The following is a 14349-nucleotide window of genomic DNA, read 5'->3' as shown; positions in this document are numbered from 1 at the left end:
GCCCCGTGCCCGGGTACTCGTACCCGAGCACGGGGCGTTTTCCGGTCGGCTTCGAACCGGCCACGGCCGTCAAGGAGTTCGCTGCGGAGTTCGTTGACGAGCTCGATGATGAGCTCGATGAGGATTTGGCTGCGGAGTTCGCTGAGGAGTTCGTTGCGGAGGATGACAATCCGGGCGTGAAAGCGGGCCGGCTGGGGTTGAATCCCCTGTGACCGTGCAACAGGCCGGAGTCATTACACCGGGAGGACCGGATGACCGAACGCCCAGAGACGCTGTACGAGGCCGTGGGTGGCGCCGAGGCCCTCCAGCGGCTGTCCACCACCTTCTACGAGGCCGCTCTCGCCGATCCCCTCCTCGCTCCGGTCTTCGCGCACTTCACGCCCACGCATGTGGAGCATGTCGCCGTCTGGGTCGCCGAGGTCTTCGACGGCCCGGCCCGGTTCACCGAGGAGCTCGGCGGTCACCAGGCCCTGCTCCGCGCCCATCTCGGGCTGTCGATCACCGAGGAGCAGCGGCTGCGCTGGATGGAGCTGATGACCGCGGCGGTGGACAAGGAACTCCCGGACGACGAGCTGCTGCGGCGCCGGGTCGTCGAGTACTTCGACTGGGGCACCAAGATCGCCCGCGAAGTCTCGGCCTCTCCGGTGGGCGAGGACCTCGGCGCCCCCGGCCCGACGCCCCGCTGGCGCTGGGAGGGCCACACGTGACGTCAGGGCGGGCGGGCTGCGAACCCGGACCGCGGGAAGCCGCTCGCCCGGCCATGGCCGAGGTGCCGGTCAGGCGCTCTCCAGCAGCCTCCGCCCGAACTCCGCGCCCGCCGGCAACTGCCGCCGGATGCGCCCGAGCGCCTCGTCGAAGTCACCGCCGGCGATACCCGACTCGTATGCCGCGCCGCCGAAGTGCAGGGTGAGGTTCAGATCCACCCGCTCCGGCCGGCCGTTCGCCCCTCGCTCACCGAGTGCCAGGAGGCAGCTCAGTGTGGCTCGCTGCACTGCCCCGTCCAGCGCGACAGGCAGCGGCAGGTCCCATTCCAGTACGCAGCCGGAAAGGGCTTCGCCCGATTCCGCCGCGCTCAGGGCGGCGAAACCGGGACCCTCGTACTCAATTCCCCTGATGCGAGTGCGCACTTCCTGCCCGCTCGCCGCAACCGCGATGGCTATCGCTTCCGCACCCCGGCGGTCCCGGTACCAGCCGGTCCACACATCCGTCGACTCCGATGACATGGCGCGGACTGTAGCGGTATGACCGGCTCCGCCGTACAGCCGGTCGCCCTTAGAGCTGTCCCGCCGGACAGGACCTAGGCGGGGGAACCCGTGGCCGGCTCTCCGTCCGCGTCCTCGTGGTGCCCTGCGCGCCCCGCCCCCTTCGCACTCTCGGCGCCCTCGGCGCTCAGCGCACAGCTGGGGTTGTGGCACGGTCCGGGAGCCCATTCGGGAACGAAAGCCCCGAGGACCTTGCGTCGTTTGATGACGGAGCCGACAGGCTGTCCGCAGGCCGGGCAGACAAACTCGCCCTGCGGGCGGCGGACGGTCCGACGTCCTTCGCTGCCCATGCGTCAAGGATAAGTCGGCATGCCCAGGACGAACAGCGCTCGCGTCCGCCCGCTACCGCTTCCTGCCGTACTGCCGCACGACCACGCCGTTGCTGAAGGTTCGCACCCAGTCCAGCGCGAAGTCGGTGACAGCGAAGTCCGTGCCGAACATCGGCATGCCCGCGCCGTACACCTGCGGATACGTCTTGATCACGAGCTCGTCGATCTCGTCGAGCAGCTCGCCGGCGATCTGCGAGCCACCGCACAGGTAGATGTCGAGGCCGCTGTCCTCTGCCTTCAGCTCGCGGACCTTGCCGACCAGATCGTCGGAGATGATCTCGACGTTCGGATCCGGGGACTTGTCGAGGGTGCGCGACGGAACGTACTCGCGCAGCTGGGCGTACGGGCTGGTGATGTTGGCGTCCAGCGCCAGCTGGTAGCTGGCGCGCCCCTGGATCAAGGTGTCGAAGCGCTTGTTCCCGGCATCCTGGATGCCCAGCGCCTCACGGCCCTGCACCGGAATGGTCTCCGGGTACTCGGTCTTCAGGAACTCCAGGTACTCCGCGTCCACGAAGCTGAACATGGACGAGGCATCGCCGCTCGGGTCTCCGATGAAGCCGTCGATGGAGCAGGCGATGAAGTACGTGAGCTTGCGCAAACCGGTCCTCTGTTTCTTTCGGGGTCAGTTGTTTCTGTCGAGGTCAGTCGCCTCCGCGGTTCGGCCCCGCCGAACCACTGCGCCTATAGTGCTCCATGTGTAGTGGTTAAGCAAGCGCCTTTTTCGGAAGGCATGTTGGGAACACACGCCGAGGAGGAACGAGAGGACATGGCCAGGAACCCGGAGCGCAGGATCGCCCTCGTGGACGCCGCCATCGAGGTGCTCGCCCGTGAAGGGGCCCGTGGCCTCACCTTCCGCGCGGTCGACGGCCAGGCCGGCGTCCCCGCGGGAACGGCGTCCAACTACTTCGCGAGCCGCGACGACCTGTTCACCCAGGCCGGCGCCCGGATTCATGTACGGATGACACCGGAGCCGGCCCAGGTCGACGAGGCGATGCGGCCCGCGCCGACCCGTGAGCTCTACGTGGAGCTGATGCAGTGGCTGGTGCGGCGCATGACCGAGGAGCGGACCGGCTACCTCGCCATGCTGGAGCTACGACTGGAGGCCACCCGCCGCCCGGCGCTGCAGGCGGAGCTGAACCGGGCGATCCGCGCCGACCTGGACGCGAACCGGCGCTTCCATCTCGATTCCGGGCTCCCCGGCGACGCGGACACCTTCCTTGCCCTCTACCTGGCCATGACGGGCTTGCTGCTGGAGCACTTCACCCTGCCCGATGTGCTCGCCGACCAGGACGTGGACGCCCTGGTGGAGACCGTCGTCACGCGGATCGTCCCTGAGAAGTGACCCGTCCGGCGACGGGCTCCCGCCACATGGGCCACATGTGCGGGCCGCCGGGCAGCTCGACCGTACGGTCCGTGAAGGCGAAGCCGAGCCGCTCGTACAGCCTGCTGCTGCGGGGGTTGCTCGCCTCCAGATATGCGGGCACGCCCTCGCGGTCGCAGCGCTCCAGCGCGGGTGCGAGCAGCGCGCTCCCGAGCCCCTGGCCCTGCCGCTCCGGGGAGACCGCGATCAGCAGCAGGTACTCGTGCGCCCGGCCCTGCGGATGGGCCTCGCCGGTCAGCCGCCCGACGAGCTCGGCCCGCTCGTTGTCCGGGTCGGCGATCTCGCGCATCCGGGCCGGGGTGTCGTCCTCCTCCTCGGGCGGGTCGGCCGGCACCTGCAGCCAGAGCGCCGCGGCCGTGCCGTCCTCCGTCATGTCGACCCGGCCCTCCATGAGCGCGGCATCGAGGAACACGCCGAGGAATGTGCCGTGCACCTTGCGGCGATGAGCTTCGTCGGGGAAGACCCAGCTGCTCACCGGGTCGTGCATGAACGCCTCGTCGAGCAGCCGTACCACCGTTTCGCGGTCGCTCTCCCCCGCCTGCCGTATCCGTACGCCCACGCCCGGACCCCTTTCCGTGATCGTCAACTGGCCGCTGCGATCCTAGAGTTGGGTCCGGCCTTTCGCACCTGGCGTCGCGTCCGCGCTCAGCGGGTGCGGCGCGTGACGAACTCCGCCAGGGAGAGCAGGTCCCCCGCCGCCCCGAGGTCGGGGACGGCCCGGGACAGCTGCTGGACGGCTCGCGCCATCCGGTCGGCCGCCTGGAGCTGCGCCCAGTCCCGGCCGCCGGCCCGGTCCACCGCCTCGGCGGCGCGGCGGACCGCCTCGTCGTCCATCGCCCGCCCATAGAGCTCGGCCAGCTCCGCCCCTGCCGCGGTGTCCGAGCTGAGCGCCGCCACCACCGGCAGCGACGTCCTGTGCGCGGTCAGATCGGCGCCGGCCTGTCTGCCCGTGCGGTCGGGGTCGCCCCAGATCCCGATCAGATCGTCGATGAGCTCGAAGGCCAGCCCCGCCTCCCGTCCGAAGGCGTCCATGGCCACGACCTCTTCCTCGCCAGCGCCCGCGTACAGCGCGCCGAGGGCGCAGGCGCAGCCGAGCAGCGCCCCGGTCTTCGCCGTCGCCATGGCGAGGCATTCGTCGAGCGAGACCTCGTGCGGGCCGGACTGCTCGACGGCGCTGTCCGCCTGCCGGCCGGCGCAGAGCTCGATCACACAGGCGGCGAGCCGCGCCGAGGCGGCCGGGGACACGGGGTGCCGGTCCTCGGCGAGCAGCCGAAGCGCGAGGGCGAGCATGGCGTCGCCCGCGATGAGGGCGTCCGGGGTGCCGAACACCGTCCAGGCGGTGGGCCGGTGCCTGCGGGTCCGGTCCACGTCGATGACGTCGTCGTGCAGCAGTGTGAAGTTGTGGACGAGCTCCACGGCGGCCGCCGCCCGCACGGCGTGCCGCGGATCCCCGCCGAGCGCCCGGGCGGCGGCGAGCACCAAGGCGGGCCGGATCGCCTTCCCCGCCGATCCCGCGGCCGGCGTGCCGTCGGCGTGCTCCCAGCCGAAGTGGTACATCGCGACACGGCGCAGGGATCCGGGCAGCGACTCCACGGTGTCGCGCAGTCGGGGATTGACGGCGATGCGGGTGCGCTCCAGGAGTGCCGCTGCCTCGTGCCCCTCGGTGGCGGCGGCGTCCGTGCTGGTCATGGTCACGGTCACGTCCTCTGTGAAGGGGGTGGGGCGGGGCGGCGCCGGGCCGCCCCCGCCGGGTCGAGCGCGCCCGGGCCCGTCAGCGCCAGCGGCTGACTTCGACGTTCTCCAGCACGCCGAGTGCGTCGGGCACGAGGATCGCCGCCGAGTAGTAGGCCGTGACCAGGTAGGAGATGATCGCCTGCTCGTCGATGCCCATGAAGCGGACCGACAGGCTCGGCTCGATCTCATCGGGGATCCCTGTCTGCTGCAGGCCGATGACGCCCTGTTCGTGCTCGCCCGTACGCATGCACAGGATCGAGGTGGTCCTCGCGTCCGAGACCGGGATCTTGTTGCAGGGGAAGATCGGAACTCCGCGCCAGGCCGGGATCTTGTTCCCACCGATGTCCACGCTCTCCGGGACGAGGCCGCGCTTGTTGCACTCGCGGCCGAACGCGGCGATGGCGCGCGGGTGGGCGAGGAAGAGTTTGGAGCCGCGCCGCCGGGACAGCAGCTCGTCCATGTCGTCGGGGCTGGGCACGCCGTCGTGGGGCTGCAGCCGCTGCCCGTAGTCGCAGTTGGCCAGGAGCCCGAACTCCCGGTTGTTGATGAGTTCGTCCTCCTGGCGCTCGCGCAGCGCCTCGACCGTCAGCCGCAACTGCTGCTCGGTCTGGTTCATCGGCTGGTTGTAGAGGTCCGCGACGCGGCTGTGGACCTTCAGCACGGTCTGGGCGACGCTCAGTTCGTACTCGCGCGGGGCCGCTTCGTAGTCCACGTACGTATGCGGCACGACGGCTTCGCCGACATGGCCCGCGGAGAGGTCGATGGCGGCCTCGCCGTATTGGTTGGTCCGCTGCTGGGGGATCGACAGCGCGGAGAGGAGATGGGCTCCGAGGGACTCCGCACGGTCCGCGAGGGTGAGCACGTCCTGCCGGGAGAGCTCCAGCGCGATGCATGCGGTGGCGGCCCGGGCCGTGAACTCCCATACGGCGTCCCCGTCGACCAGGGAGCGGTCGCCGAAGTAGGACCCGTCGGCGAGGACCCCGAGCACCGCCTCGTCGCCGTACGGGCCGGTGCCGATCTGCTCCACCCGGCCGTGCGCCAGGAGGAACACCCGATCCGCCGTCTCGCCCTTCGTGGCCAGCACGTCGCCGGGCGCGAACCTCACCTGCCGGCATCGTTGGGCCAGTTCGCCGAGCACGGCCTCGTCGCCGAATCCCCGCAGCGGTGGCAGCTCGCCGAGCTCGGCCGGAATGACCTCGACCCGGCTCCCGGTCTGGATGAAGGTGACCCGCCCGTCGCCCACGGAATAGCTGAGCCGACGGTTCACCCGGTACGTACCACCCTGCACCTGGGTCCAGGGCAGCATCCGCAGCAGCCACCTGGAGGTGATCTCCTGCATCTGGGGCGCCGACTTGGTGGTGGTCGCCAGGTTCCGCGCGGCTGCCGTGCCGAGACTCTGCTGCGGCGGCGCCTGGTCCTCGCGTACCTCGTCACCAACCGAACCAACCGACATGGGATCCCTCGCAATCATGGGTTGACCTGCGAGGAAAAGCCTTCCAGCACGGAGAGTCGCCACGCCATTACACAAATGAGTGGGACTAGTCGCGAACGTGCGGGGCATGACACGCACTTTCCACCCGGCCGGCCCACCACGCTGATCACCACCGGGATCGACTGCCGGGATCCGCCGTCCGGACCGGCTGTCCGGACTCTGCTGTCCAAACCGGATGCCCAAACCGGATGCCCAAACCGGATGCGCGGACCGGATGCGCGGACCGACCGTCCGGACCGGCTGTCCGGATCGGCTCGCACACCGTGCGAACGGATCGGCCGGGCAACGGTGTTGGGTACAAGGTCGGTACGAGCCATTCCGCTCGGCCACGGTCCAGCACCACCACACCCACGAAGGAGTCGTTCATGTCCCCACCCATGTCCGCGAGCAGTTTCCTCGACGCCCTGCGCGACGAGGGGCTCACGGTCGTCCAGGTCGGCGACTGGCGCACCCACAACCGCAATCACAAGGGCCCTTGGGGACCGGTGCACGGCGTGATGATTCACCACACCGTCACCGAGGGCACTGCCGATACCGTCCGCATCTGCCGGGACGGCTACCCGACCCTGCCCGGCCCGCTCTGTCACGGGGTCATCGCCAAGGACGGCAAGGTCCATCTGGTCGGCTACGGCAGAGCCAACCACGCAGGGCTCGGCGACGACGACGTACTGCGCGCCGTGATCGCGGAGAAGCTGCTGCCGCCGGACGACGAGGCGAACACCGACGGGAACCGGCACTTCTACGGTTTCGAGTGCGAGAACCTCGGTGACGGCGAGGACCCGTGGCCCGCCGCCCAGCTGGAGGCCATCGAGAAGGCCGCGGCGGCCGTCTGCCGCCGCCACGGCTGGACGGCACGGTCGGTCATCGGCCATCTGGAGTGGCAGCCGGGCAAGGTCGATCCGAGGGGCTTCACCATGAACGCGATGCGGACCCGCATCGCGGAGCGGCTCAAGTGAGTGTGAGCAGGCGGGCGGGGAGGCCGGGCTCTTCGCGGACCGCGTCCTCCCCGCGCCGGACGACCCGGTGCAGAGCGGCGCCCGGCGTCCTCGTGACGACGTCGTCGAGGCGTCCGTCCACGAAGAGCGCGGCCGCGCCGTCGTCGAGCGCCCAGCCGTCCGGCAGTACGCCGCCGGCGACGGCCGAGAGGTACGCGGGCCTGCGCCCGGCCTCGCTGTCATAGTGCGGGCACATGCTGCCGGGCAGCAGCCCGAGCCCGTCGTGCAGCGGCCGGACGGGCCCGAAGGAGTCGGTCAGGCAGGCGTCGAACCAACAGGCGGCGCCTGCGCTGATCCCGCAGAGCAGCACGCCTCGGCCGTACGCCTCGCGCAGGATGTCGTCCACACCGTGCAGCCGCCACACGGCCAGCATGTTGGCGGTGTTCCCGCCGCCGGTGTACACGATGTCCTGGCCGAGGAGGAAGGTCCGCAGATCCTCGCGGTCGCGGCGGAACAGCGGAAGATGGGTGGACTCGCAGTCCTGCCGCTCGAAGGCGGCGCTGAAGCCCTGAATGTAGCCTTCCGCATCTCCGCTCGCGGTGGGCAGGAAGCAGACTCTCGGTCGAGCGCGCCGGGCGTGGGCGAGGACGAAGTCGTCGAGCAGCGTGTCGGGGTCCTCGGAGAACCCGCCGCCGAGCAGCACGATCTTTCCTGTAGCAGTCATCAGCCCGCAGCGTAGTGCCGCCGCCCCGCGGCCGCGGGGCGGCGAGAGGCGGCGAGAGGCGGCGAAGATGGTGGGATGAACGCGTTCGACCTCGCCACCCTGCGGCCCCGGCTCCCCTCCCCCCTGGAGGCGGTCGAGGACGAGCGCTTCGCACGGCACGGCGTCCGGCTGCTGCTCAAGCGGGACGATCTGATCCACCCGGATCTGCCGGGCAACAAATGGCGCAAGCTGGCGCCGAATCTGCTCGCCGCCGCCGGGCGTACGGTCCTGACCTTCGGCGGCGCCTACTCCAACCATCTGCGTGCCACCGCCGCCGCCGGCCGGCTGCTGGGCTTCCGCGCCATCGGTGTCGTACGGGGTGACGAACTCGCCGGCCGGCCCCTCAACCCGTCACTTGCCGCATGCGCCGCCGACGGGATGCGGCTGCACTTCGTGGATCGCGGGACGTACCGCCGCAAGGCCGACCCGGAAGTACTGGCGGGCCTGCTCGGCCGCTTCGGGGAGCACGGGGAGTGTTACGTCGTCCCGGAGGGCGGCAGCAACGCGCTTGCCGCCCGCGGTTGTACGGAGCTCGGACACGAGCTGCGCGGAGTGGCCGATGTGGTGGCTGTGGCGTGCGGGACCGGCGGGACGCTCGCCGGGCTCGCGGCCGGGCTCGCACCGGGCCAGAAGGCGCTCGGCGTGCCCGTGCTGAGGGGCGGCTTCCTGGGCGAGGAGATACGCGCCCTTCAGCAGGACGCCTTCGGCGGACCGGCGGGCGACTGGTGGCTCGACGAGCGTTTCCACTTCGGCGGCTACGCCCGTACCGGCCCCGGGCTCGACGCCTTCGCCGACGATTTCGAGGCGCGGCACGGCCTGCCCGTCGAACGTCTCTATGTCGCCAAAATGCTGTACGGACTTGCCACCCTCACCGAGGAGGGCGCCTTCACACCCGGAACGGTCGTCGCGGCCGTGATCACGGGAAGCCCCGGAACCCCCGGAACCCCCGGAACCCTGGGAAGCCCGGGAAGTCCCGCCGCCCCGGGAAGCCCGGCACGCGCTCACTCCGAGCCCTCCCGGTAGGCCGCCGCCTCCTCCAGGTCGAGCCGGCGCAGCAGCGTCCGCATCATCTCGTCGTCGATGCGCCGCTCGTCGCGCAGCCGCACGAAGACCTCCCGCTCCGACTGGATCACTTCGCGGGCGAGCCGCCGGTAGGTGTGGTCCACGGACTCTCCAGTGAGGGGGTTTCCCGCCCCCAGCCGCTCCCAGGGTGAGTTCCTGCGGCGTTCGAGGACCGTGCGCAGCCGGTCGGCGAGCGGTCCCGGCAGGGCGTTGCGCTCGTCGGCGAGCAGTTCCTCCAGGCGCTCCTCGGCCGCCCGGGACGCCTCGCTCTGAGCCTGTGCCTCCTCCAGAGTGAGGGCATGGGGATCGCGCTGCGGCAGCTTCAGGGCGCGGATCAGCAGCGGCAGGGTCAGCCCCTGCACCACCAGCGTCCCGATCACGGTGGTGAAGGTGAGGAAGAGCACCAGGTTCCGCTCGGGGAAGGACTCCCCGCCGGGCACGGTGAGGGGAATGGAGAAGGCGATCGCCAGGGAGACCACTCCGCGCATTCCGGCCCAGCCGACGATCACGGGCGCCTTCCACGTCACGCCCGGCTCCCGTTCCCTGATCCGGCTCGACAGCGCCCGCGGCAGGAAGGTGGCGGGGAAGACCCAGATGTACCGCACCACGACGACGGCGACGAAGACGCCGACGGCGTACCCGGCGACCTCCCCGACCCCGTACGCGCCGAGCCCTTGGACGACGAACGGGAGCTGCAGCCCGATCAGCGCGAAGACCGACGACTCCAGGAGGAAGGCGACCATCTTCCAGACGGCCGCCTCCTGAAGCCGGGTCGCGAAGTCGACCTGCCAGGCGCGGTGCCCGAGGAAGAGGGCGACGACCACGACGGCCAGCACGCCGGAGGCCCCGACGTGCTCGGCGGCGGCGTAGGCGACGAAGGGGATGAGCAGGGAGAGGGTGTTCTGGAGCAGGGCTTCCTTCACGTGCGTGCGCAGCCAGTGGATCGGCACCATCAGGACCAGCCCCACGCCGATGCCGCCGACCGCCGCGAGCAGGAACTCGCGGATGCCTCCGGCCCAGCTCAGGCCCTCGCCGAGCGCCGCGGCCACGGCCACCCGGTACGCGGTGATGGCGGTGGCGTCGTTCACCAGGGACTCGCCCTGGAGGATCGTGGTGATGCGGTTCGGCAGACCGAGGCGGCGGGCGATCGCGGTGGCGGCCACGGCATCGGGCGGGGCCACGACCGCCCCGAGGACGAGTGCCGCGGTCAGCGGAAGGCCGGGCACCAGCAGATAGGCGAGCCAGCCGACGACGACCGTCGCGAAGAGCACGTAGCCGACCGAGAGGAGGGCGATCGGCCTGATGTTGGCCCGCAGATCGAGATACGAGCTCTCCACGGCGGCCGAGTGCAGCAGCGGGGGAAGGATCAGCGGCAGCACGATGTGCGGGTCGAGGGTGTAGTCCGGGACCCCGGGCACGTACGAGGCGATCAGCCCCATCGCGACGAGCAGCAGCGGGGCCGGCACCGGCGTCCTGCGGGCCGCCCCCGCGATCACGGCGCTCGCCGCGATCAGCGCCACCAGTGGCAATGCGTCCATTTCCCCGACCTCACGTCCGTCGCCCGCGTCGTAATCTGGCAATCATGAGCGAGTGCCCACATGTTCTCGACCTGCCGCGCCCCGAACCCGCACAGCTGAGCGACACATGCCTCGAGTGCGTGGCGGACGGGACGCATCCGGTGCAACTGCGCCTCTGCCTGACCTGCGGGCATGTGGGGTGCTGCGACTCGTCGGTGAGCCGGCACGCGTTCCGGCACTCCGAGGGGGCGGAACATCCTGTCATGCGTACCCTGGAGCCCGGAGAGAGCTGGCGCTGGTGCTTCACGGACGGTTCGATCGTCTGACGTGTGGGTACGTCAACCCTCCGCCGACTCATCGCAATTGAGACCCGCAGACCTCTAGCCACTGTCCGTACTCATAGGCTTACCATGAGTGACAGCGTCGGGTAGGGGTCCCGGCGACACGGCACCATGGATCACGGTAGCGTCGCCAGTCCAGGTACTTGGCTGCGCACCGACGCGCAGCCCTCGGCTCCGGGAGCGTCCTCCCGGAGCCTCGATCGACCTTGTGCCACCTTGGAGGTGAGGGTGTCCCAGATCGCAGGCGAGCCCGGGACTCAGGACTTCGTGGAAGTCCGGCTGCCCGCTGCGGGTGCCTACCTGTCCGTGCTGCGTACGGCCACGGCCGGCCTCGCGGCGCGCTTGGACTTCACCCTCGACGAGATCGAGGACCTGCGTATCGCTGTCGACGAGGCCTGCGCGATCCTGCTGCAGCAGGCCGTCCCCGGGTCCGTCCTCAGCTGCGTCTTCCGGCTCGTCGACGATTCCCTGGAGGTCACGGTCTCGGCTCCGACGACCGACGGCCGCGCGCCGGAGCGCGACACCTTCGCCTGGACGGTGCTCTCGGCACTGGCCGGCAAGGTCGACTCCTCCGTCGCGGACGACCGTACGGTCTCCATCAGCCTGTACAAACAGCGCGGCGCGGGACCCGGGCCGGCGTGAGGGACGGGGACGGTCCGGTGCGGGACGAGGAGCGCATTCCCGGAGTGCCGAACAGCGGGCGTGCGGCTCCGGCGGAGCCGGCGCGTGTGCCGGTGGGCATCCCGGAGCAGCAGGCCAGGCCGCACCCGGTGGACGAGCGCGACGGCCTTTCGGCCACGGTGGAGCAGGCGCAGGCAGAGCGGGCGGCCCATATGAGCGAGCACGAGCACGACTCCAAGGAACACGAGCACCACGATCCGAACGACCGGAGCGAGGCGCGGTCGATGTTCATCGCGTTGCGCAAACTTCCTGAAGGCTCCCCCGAGCGTGCCGAGCTCCGGAATCAGCTGGTGCGGATGCACCTGCCCCTGGTCGAGCACCTGGCCCGCCGCTTCCGCAACCGCGGCGAGCCGCTCGACGATCTGACCCAGGTCGCCACGATCGGCCTGATCAAGTCGGTGGACCGGTTCGATCCGGAGCGGGGCGTCGAGTTCTCGACGTACGCGACTCCCACGGTCGTCGGCGAGATCAAGCGCCACTTCCGCGACAAGGGCTGGGCGGTCCGGGTGCCGCGCCGCCTCCAGGAGCTGCGGCTCGCGCTGACGACGGCGACCGCCGAGCTCTCCCAGCAGCACGGCCGCTCGCCGACGGTCCATGAGCTGGCCGAGCGTCTCGGGATCTCCGAGGAGGAGGTCCTGGAGGGCCTGGAGTCGGCGAACGCGTACTCGACGCTGTCGCTGGACGTGCCCGACACCGACGACGAGTCCCCGGCGGTCGCGGACACGCTGGGCGCGGAGGACGAGGCGCTGGAGGGCGTCGAGTACCGCGAGTCGCTGAAGCCGCTGCTGGAGGATCTGCCGCCGCGGGAGAAGCGGATTCTGCTGCTTCGCTTCTTCGGCAACATGACGCAGTCGCAGATCGCCCAGGAGGTGGGCATCTCCCAGATGCACGTCTCCCGCCTGCTGGCCCGCACACTCGCACAGCTCCGCGAGAAGCTGCTGGTGGAGGAGTAGGGGGCCGTGTCCCCAGCCCTTCCGGGGGCAGGGGGCCGTGCCCCGGCACTTCCGGGGGAGAGTCCCAGAAGTCGGCCCTGCGAAGCCGCACCCGGCGACCGGACCCCCGGAGGGCCCTCGGTCTGTCTTCTGGATCAGGCCGGATCAGTGAGCGTGCGTGCCAGGGCACGCGAACCCATCAAGATCCACCGGACAGGTCCTAGGCCGTGTCTGACAAATCCCGCCCGGCGCGCGACGCCCTGCGGGCGGACGGCGCCATTTGTCAGACACGACCTAGGCGTCCGCGCGTCCTCTGATCCCCAGCGCCTCCGTGGTCGTCGGGTTGATCAGCAGGACCAGCGAGGTGACGGCGACCACCGCGAGGACGATGCCCGCCGGGATCAGTGGGCCCGTGGTGCTCAGCAGGGTCCAGGCGACCGGCAGGGACAGGATCTGGGTGATGATCGCGGGGCCGCGGCTCCAGCTGCGGCGCAGCAGCAGCCCGCGCGCGGCCAGCAGCGGAATCAAGCCGAGGGCGATCAGCGTCGCTCCGCCCGTGGCAGCCTGCGTCGTGCTGTCGGGGTGGCTGGTGAAGCCCGACACCAGCATGTAGAGGCCCCCGGCCACCAGGGCGAGGGCCTCCAGTCCGCAGAAGGCCGCGGCGGCGGTAAGGCGGGTGGGACGCGACTCGGGGGTCTGCTCAGCACTGCTCACCCTTGCAGGGTAGCCGTGCACCCCCGTACGCCCCCGCCGACCCGGGCTGGGCCGGGTACCGCCCGGTAGGTACCCTGGCGCCCATGCGCGCACTCCTTGTGGTCAACCCGGCAGCAACCACCACCAGTGCCCGCACCCGTGACGTTCTCATCCACGCCCTCGCCAGCGAGATGAAGCTGGAGGCCGTCACGACGGAGTACCGCGGCCACGCCCGGGATCTCGCCCGGCGGGCTGCCGAGTCCGGGGAGACCGACCTGGTCGTCGCGCTCGGCGGCGACGGCACGGTGAACGAGGTCGTGAACGGTCTGCTGCATTCCGGCCCGGAGCCGGACGCGCTCCCCCGCCTCGCGGTCGTGCCCGGTGGCTCCACCAATGTCTTCGCCCGCGCGCTGGGGCTGCCGAACGACGCCGTGGAGGCGACCGGCGCGATCCTGGACGCGCTCAGCCTCCGGAGCGAGCGGACGGTCGGGCTCGGTCTCGCGTCGGGTACGCCGGGCACGGAGGACGAGGCGATCCCGCCCCGCTGGTTCACCTTCTGCGCGGGCTTCGGCTTCGACGCCGGTGTGATCGGCCGGGTCGAACAGCAGCGAGAGCGCGGCAAGACATCGACGCACGCCCTGTATGTGCGCCAGGCGGTACGCCAGTTCCTCGAGGAACCGCATCGCCGGCGTGGCGCGATCACGCTGGAGCGCCCCGGCGCGGAGCCGGTGACGGACCTCGCGCTGTCCATAGTCTGCAACACCTCCCCCTGGACCTACCTGGGCAATCGTCCGGTGTACGCGTCTCCGAGGGCCTCCTTCGACACGGCCCTCGACGTGCTCGGACTGAACCGGCTCTCCACGCTGGCCGTGGCCAGATATGCGACGCAGCTCCTCACCTCGACCCCCGACCGCGGCCCGCGCGGCAAGCACGCCTTCTCCCTGCACGACCAGACGGACTTCACCTTGCATTCGAAGGCTCCGCTGCCCTTCCAGATGGACGGTGACCATCTGGGCCTGCGAACGAGCGTGACGTTCACAGGCGTACGCCGTGCACTGCGTGTGATTGTGTGAGTGGAAGGGCCCTAAGCCCTTTATCTCGAACGTATGGGCTGGGGTCCACCCCATGGAAGTACGGCTGTGACCTAGTCGACACCGAGGAATCAAAAAAAACTTTCCGGAAGGGGTTGTATCCGCCGCCGAGGTTTGCGAATCTCTACATGGCGAT

Annotated in this window: 17 protein-coding genes; 9 read left to right on the top strand and 8 right to left on the bottom strand. The window is 70.5% G+C overall.

What is annotated here, in order from left to right; genetic code table 11:
• The first annotated feature begins 5 nt into the window (after positions 1–5).
• Positions 6–212, top strand: coding sequence for a hypothetical protein (locus AC0699_RS18465; protein WP_478661220.1), 207 nt, complete (start codon positions 6–8; stop codon positions 210–212).
• A 39-nt stretch (positions 213–251) separates the two neighbouring features.
• A complete protein-coding gene (locus AC0699_RS18460; RefSeq protein ID WP_478661217.1) occupies positions 252–707 on the top strand; it encodes a group II truncated hemoglobin in 456 nt (151 codons plus the stop codon).
• A 69-nt stretch (positions 708–776) separates the two neighbouring features.
• On the opposite strand, the gene AC0699_RS18455 is transcribed toward AC0699_RS18460, so the two are convergent.
• Positions 777–1223: a DUF6304 family protein gene (locus AC0699_RS18455; protein ID WP_478661214.1), complete on the bottom strand. Its 447-nt coding sequence runs from the start codon at positions 1221–1223 to the stop codon at positions 777–779.
• A gap of 381 nt (positions 1224–1604) precedes the next feature.
• On the bottom strand, positions 1605–2189 hold the full coding sequence (locus tag AC0699_RS18450; protein ID WP_478661212.1) for a dihydrofolate reductase family protein: 585 nt from the start codon (positions 2187–2189) through the stop codon (positions 1605–1607).
• Between the two features lie 168 nt (positions 2190–2357).
• On the opposite strand from AC0699_RS18450, the gene AC0699_RS18445 reads away from it, so the two are divergent.
• Entirely contained in the window at positions 2358–2933 is a 576-nt protein-coding gene (locus tag AC0699_RS18445) for a TetR/AcrR family transcriptional regulator (protein ID WP_478661210.1), read from the top strand.
• Here AC0699_RS18445 and AC0699_RS18440 read toward each other — a convergent pair.
• The 3 genes from AC0699_RS18440 to AC0699_RS18430 all read right to left on the bottom strand — a co-directional run bounded on the left by AC0699_RS18440 (position 2908) and on the right by AC0699_RS18430 (position 6159).
• The gene (locus AC0699_RS18440) at positions 2908–3531 is read right to left on the bottom strand and encodes a GNAT family N-acetyltransferase (RefSeq protein ID WP_478661207.1); all 624 of its coding nucleotides are present in this window, start codon (positions 3529–3531) and stop codon (positions 2908–2910) included. The two genes, AC0699_RS18445 and AC0699_RS18440, sit on opposite strands and share 26 nt — an antisense overlap.
• 86 nt (positions 3532–3617) lie before the next feature.
• Entirely contained in the window at positions 3618–4661 is a 1044-nt protein-coding gene (locus AC0699_RS18435) for a family 2 encapsulin nanocompartment cargo protein polyprenyl transferase (RefSeq protein WP_478661446.1), read from the bottom strand.
• A gap of 82 nt (positions 4662–4743) precedes the next feature.
• The gene (locus AC0699_RS18430; protein ID WP_478661204.1) at positions 4744–6159 is read right to left on the bottom strand and encodes a family 2B encapsulin nanocompartment shell protein; all 1416 of its coding nucleotides are present in this window, start codon (positions 6157–6159) and stop codon (positions 4744–4746) included.
• Between the two features lie 404 nt (positions 6160–6563).
• On the opposite strand from AC0699_RS18430, the gene AC0699_RS18425 reads away from it, so the two are divergent.
• The gene (locus AC0699_RS18425) at positions 6564–7154 is read left to right on the top strand and encodes an N-acetylmuramoyl-L-alanine amidase (RefSeq protein ID WP_478661202.1); all 591 of its coding nucleotides are present in this window, start codon (positions 6564–6566) and stop codon (positions 7152–7154) included.
• Here the strand turns inward: AC0699_RS18425 and AC0699_RS18420 are convergent.
• Positions 7147–7857 carry a Type 1 glutamine amidotransferase-like domain-containing protein gene (locus AC0699_RS18420; protein WP_478661200.1) on the bottom strand — a complete coding sequence of 237 codons (711 nt, stop codon included), beginning with the start codon at positions 7855–7857 and terminating at the stop codon, positions 7147–7149. The genes AC0699_RS18425 and AC0699_RS18420 overlap by 8 nt on opposite strands.
• Before the next feature lie 75 nt (positions 7858–7932).
• Between AC0699_RS18420 and AC0699_RS18415 the strand changes: the two genes are divergently transcribed.
• The gene (locus AC0699_RS18415; protein ID WP_478661197.1) at positions 7933–8919 is read left to right on the top strand and encodes a 1-aminocyclopropane-1-carboxylate deaminase/D-cysteine desulfhydrase; all 987 of its coding nucleotides are present in this window, start codon (positions 7933–7935) and stop codon (positions 8917–8919) included.
• Here AC0699_RS18415 and AC0699_RS18410 read toward each other — a convergent pair.
• Positions 8898–10496 (bottom strand): Na+/H+ antiporter, encoded by a 1599-nt coding sequence (locus AC0699_RS18410; protein ID WP_478661194.1) that lies wholly within the window; start codon positions 10494–10496, stop codon positions 8898–8900. The genes AC0699_RS18415 and AC0699_RS18410 overlap by 22 nt on opposite strands.
• Before the next feature lie 44 nt (positions 10497–10540).
• On the opposite strand from AC0699_RS18410, the gene AC0699_RS18405 reads away from it, so the two are divergent.
• The 3 genes from AC0699_RS18405 (at position 10541) to AC0699_RS18395 (ending at position 12450) form a co-directional block, all read left to right on the top strand.
• Positions 10541–10801 carry a UBP-type zinc finger domain-containing protein gene (locus AC0699_RS18405; RefSeq protein WP_478661191.1) on the top strand — a complete coding sequence of 87 codons (261 nt, stop codon included), beginning with the start codon at positions 10541–10543 and terminating at the stop codon, positions 10799–10801.
• A gap of 243 nt (positions 10802–11044) precedes the next feature.
• Entirely contained in the window at positions 11045–11458 is a 414-nt protein-coding gene (locus AC0699_RS18400) for an ATP-binding protein (RefSeq protein ID WP_018845530.1), read from the top strand.
• Positions 11455–12450: an RNA polymerase sigma factor SigF gene (locus tag AC0699_RS18395; RefSeq protein ID WP_478661189.1), complete on the top strand. Its 996-nt coding sequence runs from the start codon at positions 11455–11457 to the stop codon at positions 12448–12450. The genes AC0699_RS18400 and AC0699_RS18395 overlap by 4 nt, the downstream gene beginning before the upstream one ends.
• Before the next feature lie 273 nt (positions 12451–12723).
• On the opposite strand, the gene AC0699_RS18390 is transcribed toward AC0699_RS18395, so the two are convergent.
• Positions 12724–13143 carry a hypothetical protein gene (locus AC0699_RS18390; protein ID WP_478661187.1) on the bottom strand — a complete coding sequence of 140 codons (420 nt, stop codon included), beginning with the start codon at positions 13141–13143 and terminating at the stop codon, positions 12724–12726.
• Positions 13144–13226: 83 nt separating this feature from the next.
• On the opposite strand from AC0699_RS18390, the gene AC0699_RS18385 reads away from it, so the two are divergent.
• Positions 13227–14195, top strand: a complete 969-nt coding sequence (locus tag AC0699_RS18385) for a diacylglycerol/lipid kinase family protein (RefSeq protein WP_478661184.1) — start codon at positions 13227–13229, stop codon at positions 14193–14195.
• Positions 14196–14349: the final 154 nt, after the last annotated feature.

The organism is Streptomyces sp. NPDC043870 (assembly GCF_056435785.1).
This window is presented reverse-complemented; position numbering and strand designations above follow the sequence as displayed.

Coding starts and splice junctions, on each gene's coding strand:
- AC0699_RS18460 (WP_478661217.1), top strand. CDS start 252: ATGACCGAACGCCCAGAGACGCTGTACGAGGCCGTGGGTGGCGCCGAG.
- AC0699_RS18455 (WP_478661214.1), bottom strand. CDS start 1,223: ATGTCATCGGAGTCGACGGATGTGTGGACCGGCTGGTACCGGGACCGC.
- AC0699_RS18445 (WP_478661210.1), top strand. CDS start 2,358: ATGGCCAGGAACCCGGAGCGCAGGATCGCCCTCGTGGACGCCGCCATC.
- AC0699_RS18435 (WP_478661446.1), bottom strand. CDS start 4,661: ATGACCAGCACGGACGCCGCCGCCACCGAGGGGCACGAGGCAGCGGCA.
- AC0699_RS18430 (WP_478661204.1), bottom strand. CDS start 6,159: ATGTCGGTTGGTTCGGTTGGTGACGAGGTACGCGAGGACCAGGCGCCG.
- AC0699_RS18425 (WP_478661202.1), top strand. CDS start 6,564: ATGTCCCCACCCATGTCCGCGAGCAGTTTCCTCGACGCCCTGCGCGAC.
- AC0699_RS18420 (WP_478661200.1), bottom strand. CDS start 7,857: ATGACTGCTACAGGAAAGATCGTGCTGCTCGGCGGCGGGTTCTCCGAG.
- AC0699_RS18415 (WP_478661197.1), top strand. CDS start 7,933: ATGAACGCGTTCGACCTCGCCACCCTGCGGCCCCGGCTCCCCTCCCCC.
- AC0699_RS18410 (WP_478661194.1), bottom strand. CDS start 10,496: ATGGACGCATTGCCACTGGTGGCGCTGATCGCGGCGAGCGCCGTGATC.
- AC0699_RS18405 (WP_478661191.1), top strand. CDS start 10,541: ATGAGCGAGTGCCCACATGTTCTCGACCTGCCGCGCCCCGAACCCGCA.
- AC0699_RS18385 (WP_478661184.1), top strand. CDS start 13,227: ATGCGCGCACTCCTTGTGGTCAACCCGGCAGCAACCACCACCAGTGCC.